Source organism: Alcaligenes sp. GW821-FHT11D07 (genome assembly GCF_058808495.1).
Genome location: NZ_JBXART010000002.1, coordinates 475832 through 492766, shown reverse-complemented (window position 1 = coordinate 492766; position 16935 = coordinate 475832). Strand labels below are relative to the sequence as shown.

The window sequence follows — 16935 nt, the reverse complement described above, 5'->3', positions numbered from 1 at the left end:
CTAAGCTGCTCGGGCTTTCAAGCCCGACCGCTTTTCCCTCCGGGCCAACTAGCGCGCCCGGACGGGAATTCCCGATGCCAAGGCAATACGTCGGCGCTCTGCCAGCACCTTGGCCCCATAGCCGCCATCGCTTGGGCCAGTCGCCCCCACGTAACAGGCAAGGCCACCTTCAATCGAACCTCGACGACGGATACAGTCAGACAGAATCTGCCCGCCCACGCGGATATTCGCCTCCGGGCTGAGCACGGCCAACGTGCCTTCCATATAGATATCGAACTTCTCTTTATGGACTTTGGTCATCACCTGCATCAGCCCCTGCGCCCCTACATGACTTTCAGCATAGGGGTTGTAGCGGGACTCGATCGCGATCACAGCCAGAATCAGCTGTGGGTCCAGATTCTTTTCCTTGCCCACGATAAAAGCGGTGTGAATTAAGGCACCCGCTACCGAGTAGGCAATCTTGTATTTACGCGCCAGATAGCTGCGCAATGCCTGCTGCTGCGCCGCCGTCACGCCAGCAAGAGGCTGCCCGGTCACCGAAGCGCGCAAGTTCTTCATAAAGCCTTGATACGTAGACACCGCTTGCTGCTGCTCTGTCTGGCTCAAGTCCTCACCGTCTTCCGACAAGCCTGAGACGGATTTATCCGCAGGCCAGACCGCCTGACTATACGCATCGTATTTCACCGCTTCCGGACGCAAGGTTTGCACGAGACCGGTATAAAGCTGGTTAAACTGAGCGCGCATCGATGGCACGACCACACAGGCAGCAATCGTCACCAGAACGGCAATGCCCAGGTACATGGCACACACGTGCACAAACTCACCAATGCGATACGTCAGGTTGCGGGCCGAACGACTAAGTACATAGTCCATATCTTGGAAGCCCATGGGTTGATCCTTAGTATTGCTAACTGCCCGATGTTAACCTTAGAACCTGTCCAAGGTCTTAACCAAAATATCTGTAAGCGGAGCCCCGTTCATCTGTGAAATACCGTGATTTAAGAGACTTTATTGCCCAGCTCGAAGCCCGTGGCGATCTGAAACGGATCACGCAGCCGGTTTCCACCTCGCTGGAAATGACTGAAATCAGTGACCGGGTATTGCGTGCCGGTGGACCGGCACTTTTGTTTGAAAACGCCCAGCATCAAGGCTCCAAAGCCGCCATGCCTGTGCTGACCAATCTGTTTGGTACACCGCAGCGCGTTGCCTGGGGCATGGGTGCCCAGGATGTGTCGGCATTACGCGACACTGGTGAGCTGCTGGCCAATCTGAAAGAGCCTCAAGCCCCTACCGGCATGCGCGACGCCTTGTCCAAAGTGTCCATGCTCAAGTCTGCACTCTGGGACATGAGCCCTAAAAACGTGCGTTCCCCGGCATGTCAGGAAGTCGTGCTGGAAGGCAAGGATGTGGATCTGAACCAGATCCCTTTGCAACTTTGCTGGCCTGGCGACGTTGCCCCCCTGCTGACCTGGGGTCTGGTCATCACCAAAGGCCCGCACGCCAAACGTCAGAACCTGGGTATTTACCGCCAGCAACTGATTGGCCGTAACAAACTGATCATGCGCTGGTTGTCCCACCGAGGTGGTGCGCTGGACTTTCGCGACCACGCCTTGACCAACCCCGGCAAACCCTTCCCGATTGCCGTTGCCTTGGGCACCGACCCCGCTACCATTCTGGGCGCAGTCACACCCGTACCGGATAGCCTGTCTGAATATCAATTTGCCGGTTTGCTGCGCGGCTCACGTACAGAAGTCGCCAAGGCTTTGGGCAGTGATCTGTCTGTGCCTGCCTGGGCGGAGATTGTGCTGGAAGGTCATATTCTGCCTAGCGATCACCCCGATGCCCTGGCCCCCCAGGTCCCAGAAGGGGTAAAGCCGCCTGCTGACAAGAACTACGAGATGGCGCTGGAAGGCCCTTACGGCGACCACACCGGCTACTACAACGAGCAAGACTGGTTCCCAGTCTTTACGGTTGAGCGCATCACCATGCGTCGCAACCCGATCTACCACAGTACTTACACCGGCAAACCACCCGATGAGCCAGCGGTCTTGGGCGTGGCACTGAATGAAGTTTTTGTACCGTTGCTGCGCAAGCAATTGCCTGAAATCATCGACTTCTATTTGCCACCCGAGGGCTGCAGCTACCGCCTGGCCGTGGTATCCATTCGCAAACAATACGCTGGCCATGCCAAGCGTGTGATGTTTGGGGTGTGGAGCATCCTGCGCCAATTCATGTACACCAAGTTCATCGTTGTGGTGGACGAGGACGTGAATACCCGAGACTGGAAAGAAGTGATCTGGGCCATGACAACTCGCATGGACCCAGTACGCGACACCGTTCTGGTGGAAAACACGCCTATCGACTATCTGGACTTTGCTTCGCCGGTTTCTGGACTGGGCGGCAAAATGGGTATGGACGCTACCAACAAGTGGCCTGGCGAGACACAACGCGAATGGGGCGTGCCCATCAAGATGGACGATGCCACACAGAAAAAAGTAGACGATATGTGGTCTACCCTGGGGCTGTAAGCAGCAAGCTCGCCACTATGGCGGGCTGCATTACCTATAGTCGGCATCGTAGTGGCAGTCCTTGACCATAAGGCTTGGCCTTTTTATACAGGCCAAGCCAAGGGCTCAACCAGCTCAATCAAATACTCATCCGGATCCAACACAAACGCAATCGTGCGTTTACCGTGATTCATTTGCTTGGGGGGTGTTTTGATCTTCACTCCACAGGACTCCAGCTTGCGCACAGCCTGATGGACGTCATTCACCATCAAAGCCAAGTGTCCAAAAGCCGTCCCCTTTTCATAGGGTTCGCTTCGGTCCCAGTTATAAGTCAGCTCCAGACTGGACTGGGTAGTTTCGTCAAAACTGAGAAACACATTGGTGAATCTGCCTGACTCATACTCGGTATGCCGCAACACCTTCATCCCAAGAACATCTCTGTAAAACGCCAAAGATCGTTCCAGATCCAGCACGCGCAACATGACATGATCCAGACCAAATTTTATTTCAGGGGTGCTCATAAACGGGGCCAGTGGCAAAAACTGCAATGTAGCAAAACCGCCCCATTTCCATCATGACCGTTCATCAAAGACTGATGAGAAATACTCAAGACTGCTCAGGTCGATGACATCAGCTCTGACGAGATAGTCTGGATAAAAAGTGGCACACAAGGATTTGCATTGCTGTCCTGCCACATGATGTTGATAAAGGATTGCGGGTGCTGCCCGGACAAATCCAAATCAATCGCCACCAGATCCCGGTGCACGTACTTACGTAGCGACTGCGAAAGCACGGCAATGCCTATATTGGCCGCTACCATGCTCATGATCCCGGTGATAGTGCTGGCCTCCTGCACCGAATTGGGATGAAACCCCGCATGGCGACACAAAGAATAAAAATAACGACGCCATACCTGCCAATGCGTCTTGCTGCCCACTACAAACTGTTCATTGGCCAGCTCAACCAAAGGGATAGACTTTTCCTTGGCCAGAGGGTGATCGCTTTGCAACAACACTATCGGGTCGTCACGGCACACCGGCTTCCATTGCACCCCCAGTTCCTCAGGGTCGTCCGAGAACGCAAAACCGAAGCCCAGATCCAGACTGCCTTGCTGCAAACCCTGAATTTGCTGCTGGGTCGGCATATATAACAAATCGGTTGTGATGTGCGCGTACTGCTGCTTGAAATGCTCCAGAGTCCGGGGCAAAACGTCCTGCACCGCATAGTCGTTGTACGCAATGATCAAGTGGCCGATATCACCAAATTTCGCTTTCTGGGCCAGCTCAATACCGCGCTCCAGATGCACAAAAACCTGCTCAATTTCCTGCAGTAGCAAAAAGCCCGCCGCCGTCAGCTTGACTTGGCGGGTGCTGCGTTCAAACAGGTCTACCTGCAAGTCTTCTTCCAGCTTTTTGATGATGCGCGTGAGCCCCGGCTGGGTGATATGCAGCAGCTCGGCCGCCTTTTTGAAATGCAACTGTTCAGCCACCGTTTTAAAGGCGCGCAAGTGATGCAGATCCAGGCGTCCAGGAATCATGGCTCAGCTCTTTTTTTGATTGATAACATCGCGATCAATAATAGAGCGCGAATAGTGAATGGACAAGCAATTTGCAGAGGATTAGCTTATCAATCACGCACCGGGCGGCTGTCCTCAAAGACATCAAGAGCCGATGCAAAGCCCAACCGATAGGAGGAATTTATCCTGCTCCAGTCGATGCCTTATTCGACCTTTTCATTCATACCAATAAGACCGTCACACACGCACGAATAATAAAAAACCAAGTACCCCACAGGGTTTGATTTTAAAAAAAACAGATAGTCCCAATACTTGAGGAGACATAAGTATGCAAAGGGAAACCACCGTGGCCGAATCGGAACATACCGATACGGGCCACATTAAGAAAGTCATGATGGGTTCAGCGGCCGGCACGATCGTTGAATGGTTCGATTTCGCCTTGTTCGGCTATATGGCCGTCTACATTGCACAAAACTTCTTTCCGTCCGCAGACAAAATGGCAGGGCTGCTGGCCACCTTTGCCGTGTTTTTGGTGTCCTTCATTGTGCGACCACTGGGCGGCATCTACTTTGGCCGGCTTGGGGATCGGATTGGCCGAAAGAAGATTCTGGCTTTGACCGTCTTGCTGATGTCCGGCTCGACAGCGGCCATTGGCCTGATCCCAACCTACGACAGTATCGGAATCTGGGCTCCGGTTCTGCTGATCATCATCCGCTGTATTCAGGGGCTGTCCGCGGGGGGCGAATACACAGGCGCTACCATCTACACCGTTGAACACAGCCCCATGAACAAGCGCAACTCGTACGCCTGGGCTATGTCGGGGGCGACGTACTTCGCATTTGCCCTGGCCGCTGGGATCAGTGCGGGGCTGGCAGCCATTGTGGGTACTGAAGCCATGGGGGACTGGGGCTGGCGTGCAATTTTCTTGCTGGCCGTTCCTATGGGTGTGGTGGCTTTCTTCATTCGTGACCACTTGTCCGAATCACCTGAATTCCAGCAAATGCGTGCCGAAAAGAAAGGACAGGCCAGCTACACCGCATCCCAGGTGTTCAAGGCAGAAGGATCGAACATCGTGAAGCTGGGCGGATTCATTGTGTTGTACGCCCTGTCTTTCTACATTTTCTCCACCTATATGAACACCTTCTTGCGCACCGTCATTGGCTTGTCGTCGGTGCAGTCCTTGACCGCCAATATGGTCGCCCTGCTGTTCGTGACTGCCTTGACCCCCATTGCCGGCATCATCTCGGATAAAGTGGGTCGCCGCAAAATGATGCAGTTCGCTGCCATCTGGCACGCTCTGTTCACCATCCCCGCCTATATGGTTGTGAACGGCGGAGCCTCGCTGGAAGCGGCCATTGCCGGCATGTTGATCATCGGTATTGGGCAGGTCGCCGCAAGTGTCGTTGCCGTGACACTGCTGTCCGAGATGTTTCCCACGGACATGCGCTATACCGCATCGAGCATGTGCTACAACATCACCTTCGCGATCTTCGGTGGCACCGCCCCTTACCTGGCGATTTGGCTGACCACGCAAACGGGCAGCTACCTGGCCCCGGCGTTTTACGTCACCGTTGTAGCTGTACTGTGCTTTTTCTGGGTCACGGTCTTGATGCCGGAAACCGCCAACAAACCTTTACGACGCTATCACACTGAACCGGGCCACGATGCCAAAGCCGCTGTTAGTTTGGGCAAAACCAGCATCACTTAGTTAAGCCGCCTGCTCATTCGCATCATCGAACAGCCCTGTCATGCAGGGCTGTTTTTTTACTTTTTTTATAGTGAAGAAAAACCATTGATTTGCATTAAGCGCAGTGCGGATAAATGAAATTCTGAGTATAGAAAAAGCATCTTCCCACTCCCCCTTATATAAAATAGCCTGCTGTAGTATTGACTAAAGCTTGACTCACTTCCTGCCTAATGCAGATAGAAGGACCAGCTTGCACTGCCAAAGGGCCCTTTTCGCATGACCACCATCAGCCTGACTGACATCACGGTAAGCAGCACCGACACCTCCCGCTCCGAAGGGTGGTTGAATGTTCATCTCAGCAATGGTCATACGATGACAGCTCACTGCCCCATCGGCCAGGACAACTGGGCCAAAGGTACGCAGCAGTTGTGCAACAATGCTCAGGAGCCAGGCCAGAAAACCATACAGCTGGACAAGCTGCTCTTGCAGGCTGCCCACGAGGGCCAATACATCATCCTGAAGGCAGATCTGCCCCGGTCTGCCATCCCCATGACTTACGCACGCCCCGCGAACGAACACGTATTCATGGAGCTGTCCCATAAACAGCAAAGTGTTTTCAGTGCGGATTTTCTGGCGATTGTGGCTATTATTTTTGCCGCTCTGTATGGTTTGAAATGGTTGTTCGAAAAATACGTTCTGAACAAGTTCTAAGTACGTCTCTTGCGTCTGGATAAAAAAAACGTCCTGTAAAAACAGGACGTTTAAATGAAAAAGAAAAACTCAGACCACAAGCGCCGCGTGATTACTCAAAAACCGCTGCTGTAATTGCCGGGCTTGTAATAACAGAATGTCGTCCTGATGCGGTTTGCCGATCAGCTGCAAGCCCATAGGCATCTTCTGGTAATACCCCAAAGGCAAAGACACTACAGGCAATCCCGCCAGTTGCCAGGCTCGGCTCATGAAAGGAGCCCCGGTCCCCTCTGTCTTGTCAGGTGCAACACCGGGGGCGGCAGGAGCCAGAATAAAGTCCGCTTGATGATCTTCAAACCAGTGCAGCAGGCTACGGGTAATCGCCTCGGCTTTTTGCAAAGCGGCAATGTAATCCGGGTAAGGAAAGGCCAAGCCGCTTGCCATCAAGCCTTGCATATGACTGCTCAGCGCCTGTGGCTGTTGCTGCTCATGAATCAGGTTGCGAGCAACCTCATAAGCCATGATCTGCCCATGCAAACTGGTGAGCTGGGCAATGTCCTCAGACAAAGAAAAATCGACCTGCTGGTGTCCTTGGCCCAACAAGTCCTGCTGGCAGGCGTGTAAGGTCTCCAGCATTGGCGCCTGTATGTCCCCCAGCCCCTCACCCGAAAACACGGCGAACACATAAGGCCTATGTTTCAGGTGGGGTGAGGAACTCCAGGACTTCTGCAGCAAGATACTGCGTACTAACAAGGTGTCGAGCACATCATTGCTGATGATGCCCAGCGTATCGAGTGACTGCGCCAAAGGCTGAATATTGCGCAGGGAAAATTCGTTCTTGCTACCTACATAGCCAATACACCCACAATAAGAGGCAGGCCTGATGACGGAGGCGGCCGTCTGGGTACCGAAGGCAATAGGCACCATATAATCTGCAACTGCAGCAGCCGAGCCACTGGAAGACCCTCCCGGCGTGCGCTCCGGGTCATGGGGATTGCTGGTTTTACCCGCCTGGAAGTAGGCGAATTCGGTAGTGACGGTTTTACCCATCAAAATACCCCCGGCCGCTTTCATGGCTGCCACGCAAGAAGCGTCCATTGTCGGAATGCGATCCTGATGAATGACAGAACCCATGGTCGTCGGGATATCTGCCGTATCAATCACGTCTTTGACAGCAAAGGGCAAGCCCATTAAGGGCGAGGCTTTGTAGAACTCGCTACGGCTTTCGTATTCAGCCAGATAGTCCTCCTGATCGATCAAGTATTGCCAGGCTCCTACCTGCTCCTCTCGCGTCGCAATGCGCTCGTAGAAAGAAGCCACGATCTGTGCCAAGCTGGCCTCGCCCGTCGTCAGGGCATGCATCAATTGGTGTAAAGGCTGCTTAAACCACTGTCGTTTCATGCTGCCACTCCTTGAGCTCTTGCAGTAATCGGGCATCCACCGTCGCCACCCCACCCCCAATACGGCCCCGCTCGCCCGCAGCATCAATCATGCCCAGCAAAACCAAAGGCCCCGTGTCCGTGGCAATGACCTGAGCAAGGTCCGTGATGCCAAGGCGTCCGGCCAAAAACGGCAACTTGCTGATCAGAAAAAGGCTTTGACGGTTCAAGTAGTCTGCCGGCAAGAAAGCCTGCAGATTTTTAGCGCTTAAGCCTGCCAGATCCAGACACTGCCCACCCAAGCCGACAAAATCCACCACTGCACTATCGCCTAAAGCGCCCAAGGCCTGCGCCTGCTCGTTGCCCGCGTCTTTATGGCCCGCAATAGCAGGAGCATTCACCACCAGCCAGCCTTGGGAGCTGGCCAACTGCAAACCAAAGCGCAGCCCATTGCCACCGACTTTGAGAATCGGATCGACACCCGCGGCAGAACTCGGTGCAGCCAAAACCAATGCACTGGCGGCCATCCAATAATTCAATGCCCACGCCATAGCCCCGTAGAGAAATGACGTACTTTTCTCATCATTGATACCCCAGGAAACAATAATGTCAGCCAATAAGCCGGAGGCATAAAGGGTACGGGCGTGGCCATCATCACCATTTAGCAGCGAGGCCTGCACAATAGGCGCCAGCGCGACCGGGCCTTGAAAACTGGCCGCCAGTCTTGCGCCCAGATCCTGATGCAACCAACGCAGATGGGGGATCATTTCTTCTGCAAAAATTCCCAAGCGGGTACACCAGCGCATCCCTTCATTCAGCACCGAGTATCTTTTGTTCTCGGGCTGATTACTATCGCTGACTTCAATCAGGTACATGGAAGGAGTGGCTACTCCCGCCAAGGGGACGACCACCCCATAATCTTGCGCTGGGGCCAACTGCACGCCCCCCTCATCTAACAAGACCTGAGCCTGGGCCTTATTGCCGGCCCAACCTTCATACAAAATGCCCACCAGGACCGAATTACGTATCGCCGCAGGCAACTCGCCGGCATTACGGAACGGAGGTCCTGCATGCAAAATCAGACGTGTTTCTGGGGGCAGAATATCTTGCAGCGGCCTGACGCCCGTCCAGGACGGCATGACGGCGCAGGCGCTGTGATGTAGATGCTGAACCATGTCGTCTCCTTACGCCACGCGTACCCAGGTCTCGCTATTGGCCAAGCTGGCTGACTGCGCTCGGGTGCCATTGAAGTCACGCTCGATCGTTTTGCCCGGCAAGGGTGTGCCGTTAATCAAAACTCGCGCCTGTTGTGCGGGATGGAATACGCACATCATTTCGTGCTTCTGCGTTTGAGTCTGACTTTGCGGCAAGTCCACACAAATCGCAGCTTGCGTCATGTGATCCCATTGCAGCTCTATCTTCAAATCAGCGCTGACAGACTCCACCGCTTCCGTATGCTGCTCAGGAAAGCGGTTGACGCTACGAAACACGCCATCACCAAGAATCTTCACCCCATCCAGCGCGACTGCTTTGCGAAACAAGCCGAAATGGCGCACAAAGTCTCGGATCAGATACTCGGCTAAAGGTACGTTGTCGGTGACTAGCAGACGCGCGTCACTGCCATCACCGGCCTCGTAGGGATTCTCTAACACCAGAATGGCCTGACCGCTGCCGTACGCCGAGCTGGCAATACGGAAGTACAAGGATAAGGAGGACCATTCCTGATCCATATCGGTTTTCAAATAAATAAAAGGGTTATCGCCGGTCCAATCCAAGGTCCCCGTTTTAATACCAGTCATGATCAGTCTCCATCTGTAAGTTTTTTGTAAAGGGCTTTACCTTGGCACGCTTACGCAAGGTCTTTTGCTGCTGCATATTCCTCTCGCAACTGCGCAAAATCCGTGCTGGGCTGCCAGCCCAAAATGTCCTTGGCAGCGCTGCTGCTAAAGATGGAGGCACGCGGATTGTCCTGATACCAGCGTGGATTCTTAATGTCGGGCACGGAGCCCATAATCTGCTGATACCAATCGATGGTGGGCAAAGGATGCGAGCTATCGTCGGCGCTGATGAAAAACACGCCGTAGCGCAAACCTTGTAGATTGACGGCTGCCTCAAAGGCACGAGCCAGATCAGCCGCCCAGATGTAATAGAACAGCCAGTTGCGCTGCGGGGTATCGACGAACTGAATGTACTCAGCAATGGTTTCTGGCAGGACAACCGCCAAAGGACGCAAACAGATGATTTCCATATCTGTGGCATCGCTAAAGCTTTTGGCCATCTGCTCCATCATGATTTTGCTAACGCTGTACGCCTGATACGGCTTGTTCTCATGGGCTTCATCCACAGGCAGATACTCAGGCTGCCAGTCGGCACGCATCTCGGATAAGCCGCAAGCAGAAATGCTGGAGCACAACACCACTTTCTTGACGCCATTTTCCCGACAAGCTTGCAGCACATGCCAGGTGCCACGGACGTTCACATTGATATATTGTTCTTCGGGCGCTTTCCAGTCGAAGTCAATCGCAGCCAAATGGATGACGGCATCAGCATCCTTGGTCGCCGCCCGCACTGCATCCAGATCCATCACATCGGTCTGAACAAAAGCCACCTGATGCTGGCTGGGTTTCAAATCGGCCACAACCACATCCATGGTTTTCATCAACTGCTGTACTACGTACGAACCTACGCGACCCGAGCCGCCTGTAACCACCACTTTCTTCATGGTGTTTCTCCTGTTTATTGTTATAGATCCAAAACCAATTCGTCTGACAAGGCACGCGATACGCAAATCATCATGGTTTCATTGAGCTGCCGTTCCTCTTTAGACAGGACAAAATCCCTGTGCTCTGGCAGGCCGGAGATCACCACGGTTTCGCAAGTGCCGCAGGTGCCGTTCTGGCACGAACACTTCACCCGAACCCCCTCACGCTTCAATGCACTAAGAATGGTTTCATCGCTAGCTACCTCGATACGTTTGCCTGATTTTTGTAAGGTCACGGCAAAGCGCTTGCCCTGAAGCTGGCTGGCGCTGGTATCCACGGAAAAACGCTCCAGAACCAAGTGCCAAGCAAGGTGAGTTTGTTCCTGGTGATAGCGTTCCAAGGCATCCAGCAAGGCCTGTGGCCCGCAGGAATAGACGACGGTCTGCTCATCCAATGCGTTCAGAGCGGCCTGCAAATCAAACAAGCCATCCTGATTGGATGCATGCGCCGTAATACGCGCCGCATCCATTTGCCGCAGCTCTTGCAGAAAAATGAAATCAGCAGCGTTTCGTGCCAGATACAGCAACTGCCAATCCAGGCCAGCCGCCGCGGCAGCCTGAACCATAGGAACAATGGGCGTGATGCCAATGCCACCGGCAATAAAAAAACACTTGTTGCTTGCAGCAAAGGGAAAGTGATTTTTAGGAATGCTGACAGCAAGTGCATCCCCCTCTTGCAACACGTCGTGGATATACGCCGACCCGCCCCGCCCCGCTTCCTCTTTCAAAACGGCGATTTGCCACTCATGGGTATTGGCCTGCTGACCACAAAGTGAATATTGGCGATAGAGCGGTTCTGCTTGCGGCACAGCCAGTTCCAGCTCAATGTGCGCTCCCGGCTCCCAGGCGGGGAATGAACCCCCGTTCTGCAAGCCCAGGGTCAAACCCACCACTCTGTCCGACAGCCTGGTTTTCTTTAACACGCGTGTTTGCAATGTTTGCTGCATGATGCTGCTCCTGCTCCTTTAGGCAATCGCCCGGATCGGCAATATCCGGCTTTGCTCATCAGCGCGACGCTCCTGCGCGCGGTACAAGTCGATCAACCAGTTTTGCAGACGCTTGATGACCAGCTCTTCATTGGTCAGGCGGCCACGGGAGGCAAAGTTCGATTGCATTCCCAAGTGAGAACGGCGCCATGCAAACAAGTCTTCCACCATGACCGGATAGAGATCGTCATGCTCTTGATCGAACTTTTCTTTGTGATCCTCGCGCTCCAGCGTGGATTGCGGATACATCCAAGACACACCATACGTGGACTGCTTGGCACTTTTGGGCAACCACATGAAGTACTTCACCTTGTCCGGCATAGCGACCAGCAGCAAGTTGGGCGCAACCGTCACATAAGACAGCTGAGTGCGCTCGGTATCCGTCAAGGACTCCATGGGAGGCTGCAAAATAGATCCGGTATTGGTGGGTGCAGCATCTCGGTGAGTGGAGATCAGGTTGTACGAAACGATGCCATTGGGCACATCATTGAAAACAGCGCTTTCGTCTACGCGCTCCGGTGTGGTCTCGTACATGGCGCCCCACGAAGAGGCATGCAAAAAGCTGCAGTGGTAGCACTCGTCATTGAAAACTTTCCAGTTCCAGTCAAAGTTTTCCATCTTCAAAGGCTCTGAGGACTTCAGTTCAGCCATGCGGTAGTTCGACAACTGCTTGCCCAGATTGCCCAGACGGGTATGCAAGGCGGGGGCCATAGCGTCGTAATTGATAAAAATAAAACCTTCCCATACTTCCGCGCGGATCTTGGGCAGACAGACACTCTTGGGGTCAAAACTGGCACCCGTATCCGTCAGGCCCGGCGCCGACACCAGTTCACCTTCCATGTTGTAGACCCAGGCATGCAAGGGGCAACTGATGCGGCGCACATTGCCTGCCCCCTCCAGCAACAACATATTGCGATGGCGGCAAACGTTGGACAGCACATTGATCTGGCCTTCCCGATTACGGATGGCAAATAGCGCATCATTGCCCACATCAAAAGTGAAAAAGTCGCCGGCATTGGGGATGTCGGTCGCACGGCCGACACAGAACCACTGTGTTTTCCAGACGGCATTCAGTTCAAACTGAAAAAACGCTTCCGACGTAAAACACTCGGGCGGCAAGGCAAACACCTCATCGGTTTCCTGCTCAAAGTAGCTTCGGTCGAATTCTTCAATCGCAATCGGTGAGCGCACAGCTGTGTTCATCTCGGTATCTCCTCTGGTTTGCATGAGCACCATGAATGGCTTGTTATTAGGTCAGGACCATCATGCGACAGGGAGCTAGCCTTGAAAATTGAGCAGATTTGACGGAACGATGAGTTTTTTTTGTAGCTGGGTTCTTGAACCTGAAAAAGCGATCACCGGCGTAAGCGGGAAAAGTAAGATCATTTGCCCAGCACAGACCTGTACAAGCTGGCCCCACTTTCGTTCAGGCACAAAAAAAGCCTGCAAAAGCAGGCTTGGTACACATAAACAAGAACGCTGGCAGGCTTAATGGATAGCGATGGAAGCCACCCAATCAATGAACTCTTGTTCCTGGGAGCCTAGATTGGCTTGCATGGGGTAGGCCAGAAAGTACGCGTACTCATCCAGATACACATCAAACAACTGCACAATTTCCTGCTTCTCGATCAAAGGCTGCAAAAGCGCCGGACAGCCCAGCATCACCCCTTGCCCATTCAAGACGGCATCCATGCGTACATTGGTGTCATCAATATGGAAGCTCTTTTTGGCCGTCAGCTCCAAAGAAGCTGCCTTATGCAGCCATTGTTGCCAGCACACATGGTTTTCTTCATGAATCAGAACATGCTGGTTCAAGTCCGCAGCTGATTGAATCGGGCCATGCGTCTTCAGGTAAGAGGGAGAGCAGACCGGCGTCAGGTTGCCAGGGATGATTCGCAAGGTATTCAAATGCGGCCAATCCCCTTGCTTACCCCAGACAATGGCAAAGTTGATGTTGTCCCTGAAGAAATCAGGTGCTTGCAGGCGGTGCAGCAGATTGATTTCAATATCCGGGTGTTTGAACCAGAAATCCTGCAACTGGCGAGTGAACCACATACTCGACACAAAGGGCCGTAAAGACAGATTAATGCGACTCTTGCCATGCGGCATGCGCAATTCACTCAGGGCCTGATTGATTTCATAAAATGGTCTTTGCAGACGCTCGAACAGGAACTGACCCTTGTCGGTCAGCTCCAAAGAGCGGTTCTTACGCAAAAACAATTTGCAGCCCAAGTACTCTTCCAAAACCTTGACCTGATGACTGACTGCCGACGGAGACACCAGCAGGTCTTCGGCCGCCTTGGTAAAGTTCAGCCTTTGGGCCGATACCGTGAAGGTTCTTAAGGCATTTAATAATGGCACCTGCATAACGAACGCTGTCTCCTGAGGATTGTATTTCCAATACTGGAATTATTTATTATCTGGAGCATAAGCCTAGCGGGTGTCAAAAACCAGCCTGCAACCCAATCCCATGGTCAAAGAAAAACCGGCCTGAGCCGGTTTTTCAAAACATATCCGAACTAAAAATCGGTATCGGAATTTCGCCGTACCGGAACCAGCACGCTACGCGCTTTTTCTCGGGAAGATTTGGCGGAATTGAACAGCTTCCAAGCCCCTAGGGCCACGGCACCCACTCGCATCCAGCGACCACCAAAGCTGCTGAGCACGGCCGAGGCACCGGACAGTAAAAATGGATAACGGCGCGACCAGGACAATGCGTTAGTGACCAGGCCCCCCACGCTAAAGCCGGAGGGTTTGACGTTATTCCACAAATTGCCAGGGCTTAAATCTTGTCCCAAGGCATGTACCTGGGATGACATCGCTTGCCGCTCCAAAGAAGCGCGGACTCGCAGCAGTTCGATACGCACGGCCCGCTCCTGGGCGGACATGCTCTCTTGCTTAGTGCTCATTTCCCGTCCCCTTCAGAATCGCGCAAACGATCAATAAAGGCCACATCGCGGCGCAGCTCGGACAAGGTAGCCGAAAAGGGAATCGGTCCCGTTGTCAGACGTTGGCGTACGGCCAGGAACAAGCCTATTCCCAAACCCGCATAGAGCACCACCAAGACTCCCAGCGCCCAATAGCGGTAATCAGTAGGCCAGAAGTACAAAGCCAATAACAAACTGAAAACCAGCACCGCCAGCGTCGAGAACAGCAGTGCGCCAAACACCATACTGAATAAAGTAATCAGGCTGGCCTTTTGCTGACCGGCTTCCAGAGCGAACAGCTCAAGCCGAGTACTGACGGCCGCTATCAAGGTAGAACCAAGCTGACTGATAGATTGCCTAAGCGCCATGATTTATCCCTGCTCTGCGGCATCCTGTCATCTGCTGCAACGACAAGAGCCTGATGTCCAAGAGACTGCCGATCCGGACGGTAAAGACCGGATCGGCAGGGCTACTTTTGCTACTGCCAGGCCCGGACAGGGCTGGCAGCGCAGAGCACAGACAGATTAACGACGGCTGATCAGCATGCCGAACATCAGGCCCACAACGCCGGCCACGCCAATGGCTTGCCAGGGTTTGTCATGGACGTAGTTGTCGGTTGCTTTAGCCGCACGAACACTTTGTTCAACCACAGCTTCCTGAGCATCGTGCAAGGAATCACGGGTCAAACGCAGTGAACGCATGGCCTTTTCACGCAGCTCACCGGCTTTATCGCCTGTGGCTTCGGCTGCTTCACGCATCAGTTTTTCGGCTTCATCCAGGCTAGCCTTAACCTCATCGATGAATTTGTCTCCGCTATTTTCCACACTTTTCTTGGTTGCCATATACAACTCCTTGCAGTTGAAAGGGACACGCGACAAATACGTATCGCCAAGTGAATGGCGCATTAGGGCGCCGCATAAAATTCTTTAACCTTCTGCTTTCACGTACAGGATAAAGATGCTCGGTGGACCTGAGACAAGTTAATCACAGGTTTACTTCAGTTGGGTCACGTCCACCTGAGACGGAACACCGTTCTGAATACTCTCTTGCTTCATAACCATTTGCACATCCGGGCAGTACCAGTCGGTAACTTGAGCATTAATACCCGGAATCGGTAAGCTGATGCCGCTGAAACTGGCCTGGGTGGGCTCAATATCGCGCTGATAACGAATCGGCCAGCATTGATAATTACCCAATGCGGTCTGTACGGTTTGCTGGGCACCGACGGTCTTGTCGCCGGTATGAATGCGCAGGACATTGGGGTTTGTCTGGGCCCGCTTGTCCAGCACGATCTGGAAGTCCTGGCGCGGGAAGGTCTGCCCTTCTTTCAAACCGCCAAGCTCGTAAGAAAACAAGCCAAGCAAACGCAGATCAAACGAGCCCTGCACCGGCTCCAGCCCGCCACGGCCATCATCACGCTGGAAGCGTGTGCGGCCATCGCGCACCGTCATCACATAATCAATATTGGGTTTGCTGGCAGGCAAGCCTGCCAGTGCCACACTGGCCTTGCCCTGTACGCGAGCCTGACACTGATCACCACCCTGCTTTTTTACGTCTGAAAAGGCCAGATCAGCCCCCAGCGCCAAAAAGCCCGAGCCAGTTAACTGCACCTGCCCGCCATCGCGCATAAAGGGCACATCACACAAACCGGCCTGAGCCGAGCTCAAGCCTAATATGACCAATAGCGGTGCAGCCATCCAAGCATTCAGTTTCATGTACATCCTGGATTCAGTGAAACTCACGTTTGACTCATTATTATGCCTATCCCCCCTGCCGTACTGGCAAGGGATTGTAAAAAAGCACGACAAGTTCCTGACTTATAGCCCGCTCTCCTGATCTTTCTGGCGTGTTCCAAAGATACGGTCACCCGCGTCACCCAAGCCTGGAACGATATAACCATGCTCATCCAGACGCTGGTCAATGGAGGCTGTATAGATATGGACATCAGGGTGATGTTTTTCAAGAGTAGCGATCCCTTCGGGAGCCGCCACCAGCACCAGGGCGCGAATATTCTTGCAGCCGGCTTTTTTCAACAGGTCAATGGTTGCCACCATCGAACCACCCGTCGCCAACATCGGGTCGATAATCAGGGCCAGACGCTGATCCAGCTCGCCAACCAGGCGCTCCAGATAAGTTTGGGCTTCAAAGGTCTCTTCGTTGCGCGCAATACCGATCACGCTGACTTTGGCGCCAGGGATCAGGTTCAGAACGCCATCGAGCATGCCAATACCGGCACGCAAAATAGGAACAACCGTTACTTTTTTGCCTGCCAGCTTTTCCACTTCCACATCACCGCACCAGCCAGAAATGGTGGTGGGCTCCAGTGGCAGATCCTTGCAGGCCTCGTAGGTCAGCAAAGAAGCAATTTCCTGGGACATTTCACGAAAGTTTTTCGTGCTGAGATCTGCTTTGCGCATCAAGCCCAGTTTATGGCGGATCAAAGGGTGGCGTATTTCGTGTATGGGCATGATTGCTTCATCAA

Annotated in this window: 18 protein-coding genes; 3 read left to right on the top strand and 15 right to left on the bottom strand. The window is 53.4% G+C overall.

The features are described from left to right. Positions 1–48 precede the first annotated feature (48 nt). Complete coding sequence (locus tag AC1RSM_RS10900) at positions 49–888, bottom strand: lytic transglycosylase domain-containing protein (RefSeq protein WP_492932383.1); 840 nt, start codon at positions 886–888, stop codon at positions 49–51. Positions 889–983: 95 nt separating this feature from the next. On the opposite strand from AC1RSM_RS10900, the gene ubiD reads away from it, so the two are divergent. Then, positions 984–2528 carry a 4-hydroxy-3-polyprenylbenzoate decarboxylase gene (ubiD, locus tag AC1RSM_RS10895; RefSeq protein WP_492932381.1) on the top strand — a complete coding sequence of 515 codons (1545 nt, stop codon included), beginning with the start codon at positions 984–986 and terminating at the stop codon, positions 2526–2528. 83 nt (positions 2529–2611) lie between these two features. On the opposite strand, the gene gloA is transcribed toward ubiD, so the two are convergent. Both gloA and AC1RSM_RS10885 read right to left on the bottom strand, forming a co-directional pair. After that, positions 2612–3028 (bottom strand): lactoylglutathione lyase, encoded by a 417-nt coding sequence (gloA, locus tag AC1RSM_RS10890; RefSeq protein WP_492932379.1) that lies wholly within the window; start codon positions 3026–3028, stop codon positions 2612–2614. A gap of 95 nt (positions 3029–3123) precedes the next feature. After that, positions 3124–4044, bottom strand: coding sequence for a LysR family transcriptional regulator (locus AC1RSM_RS10885; protein WP_492932377.1), 921 nt, complete (start codon positions 4042–4044; stop codon positions 3124–3126). A 307-nt stretch (positions 4045–4351) separates the two neighbouring features. On the opposite strand from AC1RSM_RS10885, the gene AC1RSM_RS10880 reads away from it, so the two are divergent. Together AC1RSM_RS10880 and AC1RSM_RS10875 are read left to right on the top strand one after the other, a co-directional pair. Further along, a complete protein-coding gene (locus AC1RSM_RS10880) occupies positions 4352–5731 on the top strand; it encodes an MFS transporter (protein ID WP_492932375.1) in 1380 nt (459 codons plus the stop codon). 255 nt (positions 5732–5986) lie between these two features. Beyond that, a complete protein-coding gene (locus AC1RSM_RS10875) occupies positions 5987–6421 on the top strand; it encodes a hypothetical protein (protein ID WP_492932373.1) in 435 nt (144 codons plus the stop codon). Positions 6422–6490: 69 nt separating this feature from the next. Here the strand turns inward: AC1RSM_RS10875 and AC1RSM_RS10870 are convergent, their stop codons facing one another. The 12 genes from AC1RSM_RS10870 to upp all read right to left on the bottom strand — a co-directional run bounded on the left by AC1RSM_RS10870 (position 6491) and on the right by upp (position 16921). Continuing rightward, the gene (locus AC1RSM_RS10870; protein ID WP_492932371.1) at positions 6491–7801 is read right to left on the bottom strand and encodes an amidase; all 1311 of its coding nucleotides are present in this window, start codon (positions 7799–7801) and stop codon (positions 6491–6493) included. After that, a complete protein-coding gene (locus AC1RSM_RS10865; RefSeq protein WP_492932369.1) occupies positions 7782–8954 on the bottom strand; it encodes an oxamate carbamoyltransferase subunit AllG family protein in 1173 nt (390 codons plus the stop codon). Before AC1RSM_RS10865 ends, AC1RSM_RS10870 begins: the two co-directional genes overlap by 20 nt. 9 nt (positions 8955–8963) lie before the next feature. Further along, positions 8964–9578 (bottom strand): NAD-dependent dehydratase, encoded by a 615-nt coding sequence (locus tag AC1RSM_RS10860; protein ID WP_492932367.1) that lies wholly within the window; start codon positions 9576–9578, stop codon positions 8964–8966. Positions 9579–9628: 50 nt separating this feature from the next. Next, the gene (locus tag AC1RSM_RS10855; RefSeq protein ID WP_492932365.1) at positions 9629–10501 is read right to left on the bottom strand and encodes an NAD-dependent epimerase/dehydratase family protein; all 873 of its coding nucleotides are present in this window, start codon (positions 10499–10501) and stop codon (positions 9629–9631) included. Positions 10502–10521: 20 nt separating this feature from the next. Beyond that, complete coding sequence (locus tag AC1RSM_RS10850) at positions 10522–11487, bottom strand: PDR/VanB family oxidoreductase (RefSeq protein ID WP_492932363.1); 966 nt, start codon at positions 11485–11487, stop codon at positions 10522–10524. An 18-nt stretch (positions 11488–11505) separates the two neighbouring features. After that, on the bottom strand, positions 11506–12729 hold the full coding sequence (locus tag AC1RSM_RS10845; RefSeq protein ID WP_492932361.1) for an aromatic ring-hydroxylating oxygenase subunit alpha: 1224 nt from the start codon (positions 12727–12729) through the stop codon (positions 11506–11508). Positions 12730–13014: 285 nt separating this feature from the next. Then, a complete protein-coding gene (locus AC1RSM_RS10840) occupies positions 13015–13893 on the bottom strand; it encodes a LysR substrate-binding domain-containing protein (protein WP_492932359.1) in 879 nt (292 codons plus the stop codon). A gap of 152 nt (positions 13894–14045) precedes the next feature. Then, positions 14046–14435, bottom strand: a complete 390-nt coding sequence (locus tag AC1RSM_RS10835; RefSeq protein WP_492932357.1) for a hypothetical protein — start codon at positions 14433–14435, stop codon at positions 14046–14048. Continuing rightward, positions 14432–14821, bottom strand: coding sequence for a phage holin family protein (locus AC1RSM_RS10830; RefSeq protein WP_492932355.1), 390 nt, complete (start codon positions 14819–14821; stop codon positions 14432–14434). Before AC1RSM_RS10830 ends, AC1RSM_RS10835 begins: the two co-directional genes overlap by 4 nt. Positions 14822–14977: 156 nt before the next feature. Then, positions 14978–15295, bottom strand: coding sequence for an ElaB/YgaM/YqjD family protein (locus AC1RSM_RS10825; protein WP_492932353.1), 318 nt, complete (start codon positions 15293–15295; stop codon positions 14978–14980). Positions 15296–15445: 150 nt separating this feature from the next. Further along, positions 15446–16168, bottom strand: coding sequence for a hypothetical protein (locus AC1RSM_RS10820; RefSeq protein ID WP_492932351.1), 723 nt, complete (start codon positions 16166–16168; stop codon positions 15446–15448). A gap of 102 nt (positions 16169–16270) precedes the next feature. After that, a complete protein-coding gene (gene upp, locus AC1RSM_RS10815; protein WP_492932349.1) occupies positions 16271–16921 on the bottom strand; it encodes a uracil phosphoribosyltransferase in 651 nt (216 codons plus the stop codon). Positions 16922–16935 lie beyond the last annotated feature (14 nt).

Excerpts from the sequence above, each read along its gene's own strand:
- AC1RSM_RS10850 (WP_492932363.1), bottom strand. The coding sequence starts at position 11,487 with ATGCAGCAAACATTGCAAACACGCGTGTTAAAGAAAACCAGGCTGTCG.
- AC1RSM_RS10825 (WP_492932353.1), bottom strand. The coding sequence starts at position 15,295 with ATGGCAACCAAGAAAAGTGTGGAAAATAGCGGAGACAAATTCATCGAT.
- gloA (WP_492932379.1), bottom strand. The coding sequence starts at position 3,028 with ATGAGCACCCCTGAAATAAAATTTGGTCTGGATCATGTCATGTTGCGC.
- AC1RSM_RS10875 (WP_492932373.1), top strand. The coding sequence starts at position 5,987 with ATGACCACCATCAGCCTGACTGACATCACGGTAAGCAGCACCGACACC.
- AC1RSM_RS10845 (WP_492932361.1), bottom strand. The coding sequence starts at position 12,729 with ATGAACACAGCTGTGCGCTCACCGATTGCGATTGAAGAATTCGACCGA.
- AC1RSM_RS10830 (WP_492932355.1), bottom strand. The coding sequence starts at position 14,821 with ATGGCGCTTAGGCAATCTATCAGTCAGCTTGGTTCTACCTTGATAGCG.
- AC1RSM_RS10900 (WP_492932383.1), bottom strand. The coding sequence starts at position 888 with ATGGGCTTCCAAGATATGGACTATGTACTTAGTCGTTCGGCCCGCAAC.
- AC1RSM_RS10880 (WP_492932375.1), top strand. The coding sequence starts at position 4,352 with ATGCAAAGGGAAACCACCGTGGCCGAATCGGAACATACCGATACGGGC.
- AC1RSM_RS10870 (WP_492932371.1), bottom strand. The coding sequence starts at position 7,801 with ATGAAACGACAGTGGTTTAAGCAGCCTTTACACCAATTGATGCATGCC.
- AC1RSM_RS10840 (WP_492932359.1), bottom strand. The coding sequence starts at position 13,893 with ATGCAGGTGCCATTATTAAATGCCTTAAGAACCTTCACGGTATCGGCC.
- AC1RSM_RS10885 (WP_492932377.1), bottom strand. The coding sequence starts at position 4,044 with ATGATTCCTGGACGCCTGGATCTGCATCACTTGCGCGCCTTTAAAACG.
- AC1RSM_RS10835 (WP_492932357.1), bottom strand. The coding sequence starts at position 14,435 with ATGAGCACTAAGCAAGAGAGCATGTCCGCCCAGGAGCGGGCCGTGCGT.
- AC1RSM_RS10860 (WP_492932367.1), bottom strand. The coding sequence starts at position 9,578 with ATGACTGGTATTAAAACGGGGACCTTGGATTGGACCGGCGATAACCCT.
- AC1RSM_RS10820 (WP_492932351.1), bottom strand. The coding sequence starts at position 16,168 with ATGAAACTGAATGCTTGGATGGCTGCACCGCTATTGGTCATATTAGGC.
- AC1RSM_RS10865 (WP_492932369.1), bottom strand. The coding sequence starts at position 8,954 with ATGGTTCAGCATCTACATCACAGCGCCTGCGCCGTCATGCCGTCCTGG.
- AC1RSM_RS10855 (WP_492932365.1), bottom strand. The coding sequence starts at position 10,501 with ATGAAGAAAGTGGTGGTTACAGGCGGCTCGGGTCGCGTAGGTTCGTAC.
- upp (WP_492932349.1), bottom strand. The coding sequence starts at position 16,921 with ATGCCCATACACGAAATACGCCACCCTTTGATCCGCCATAAACTGGGC.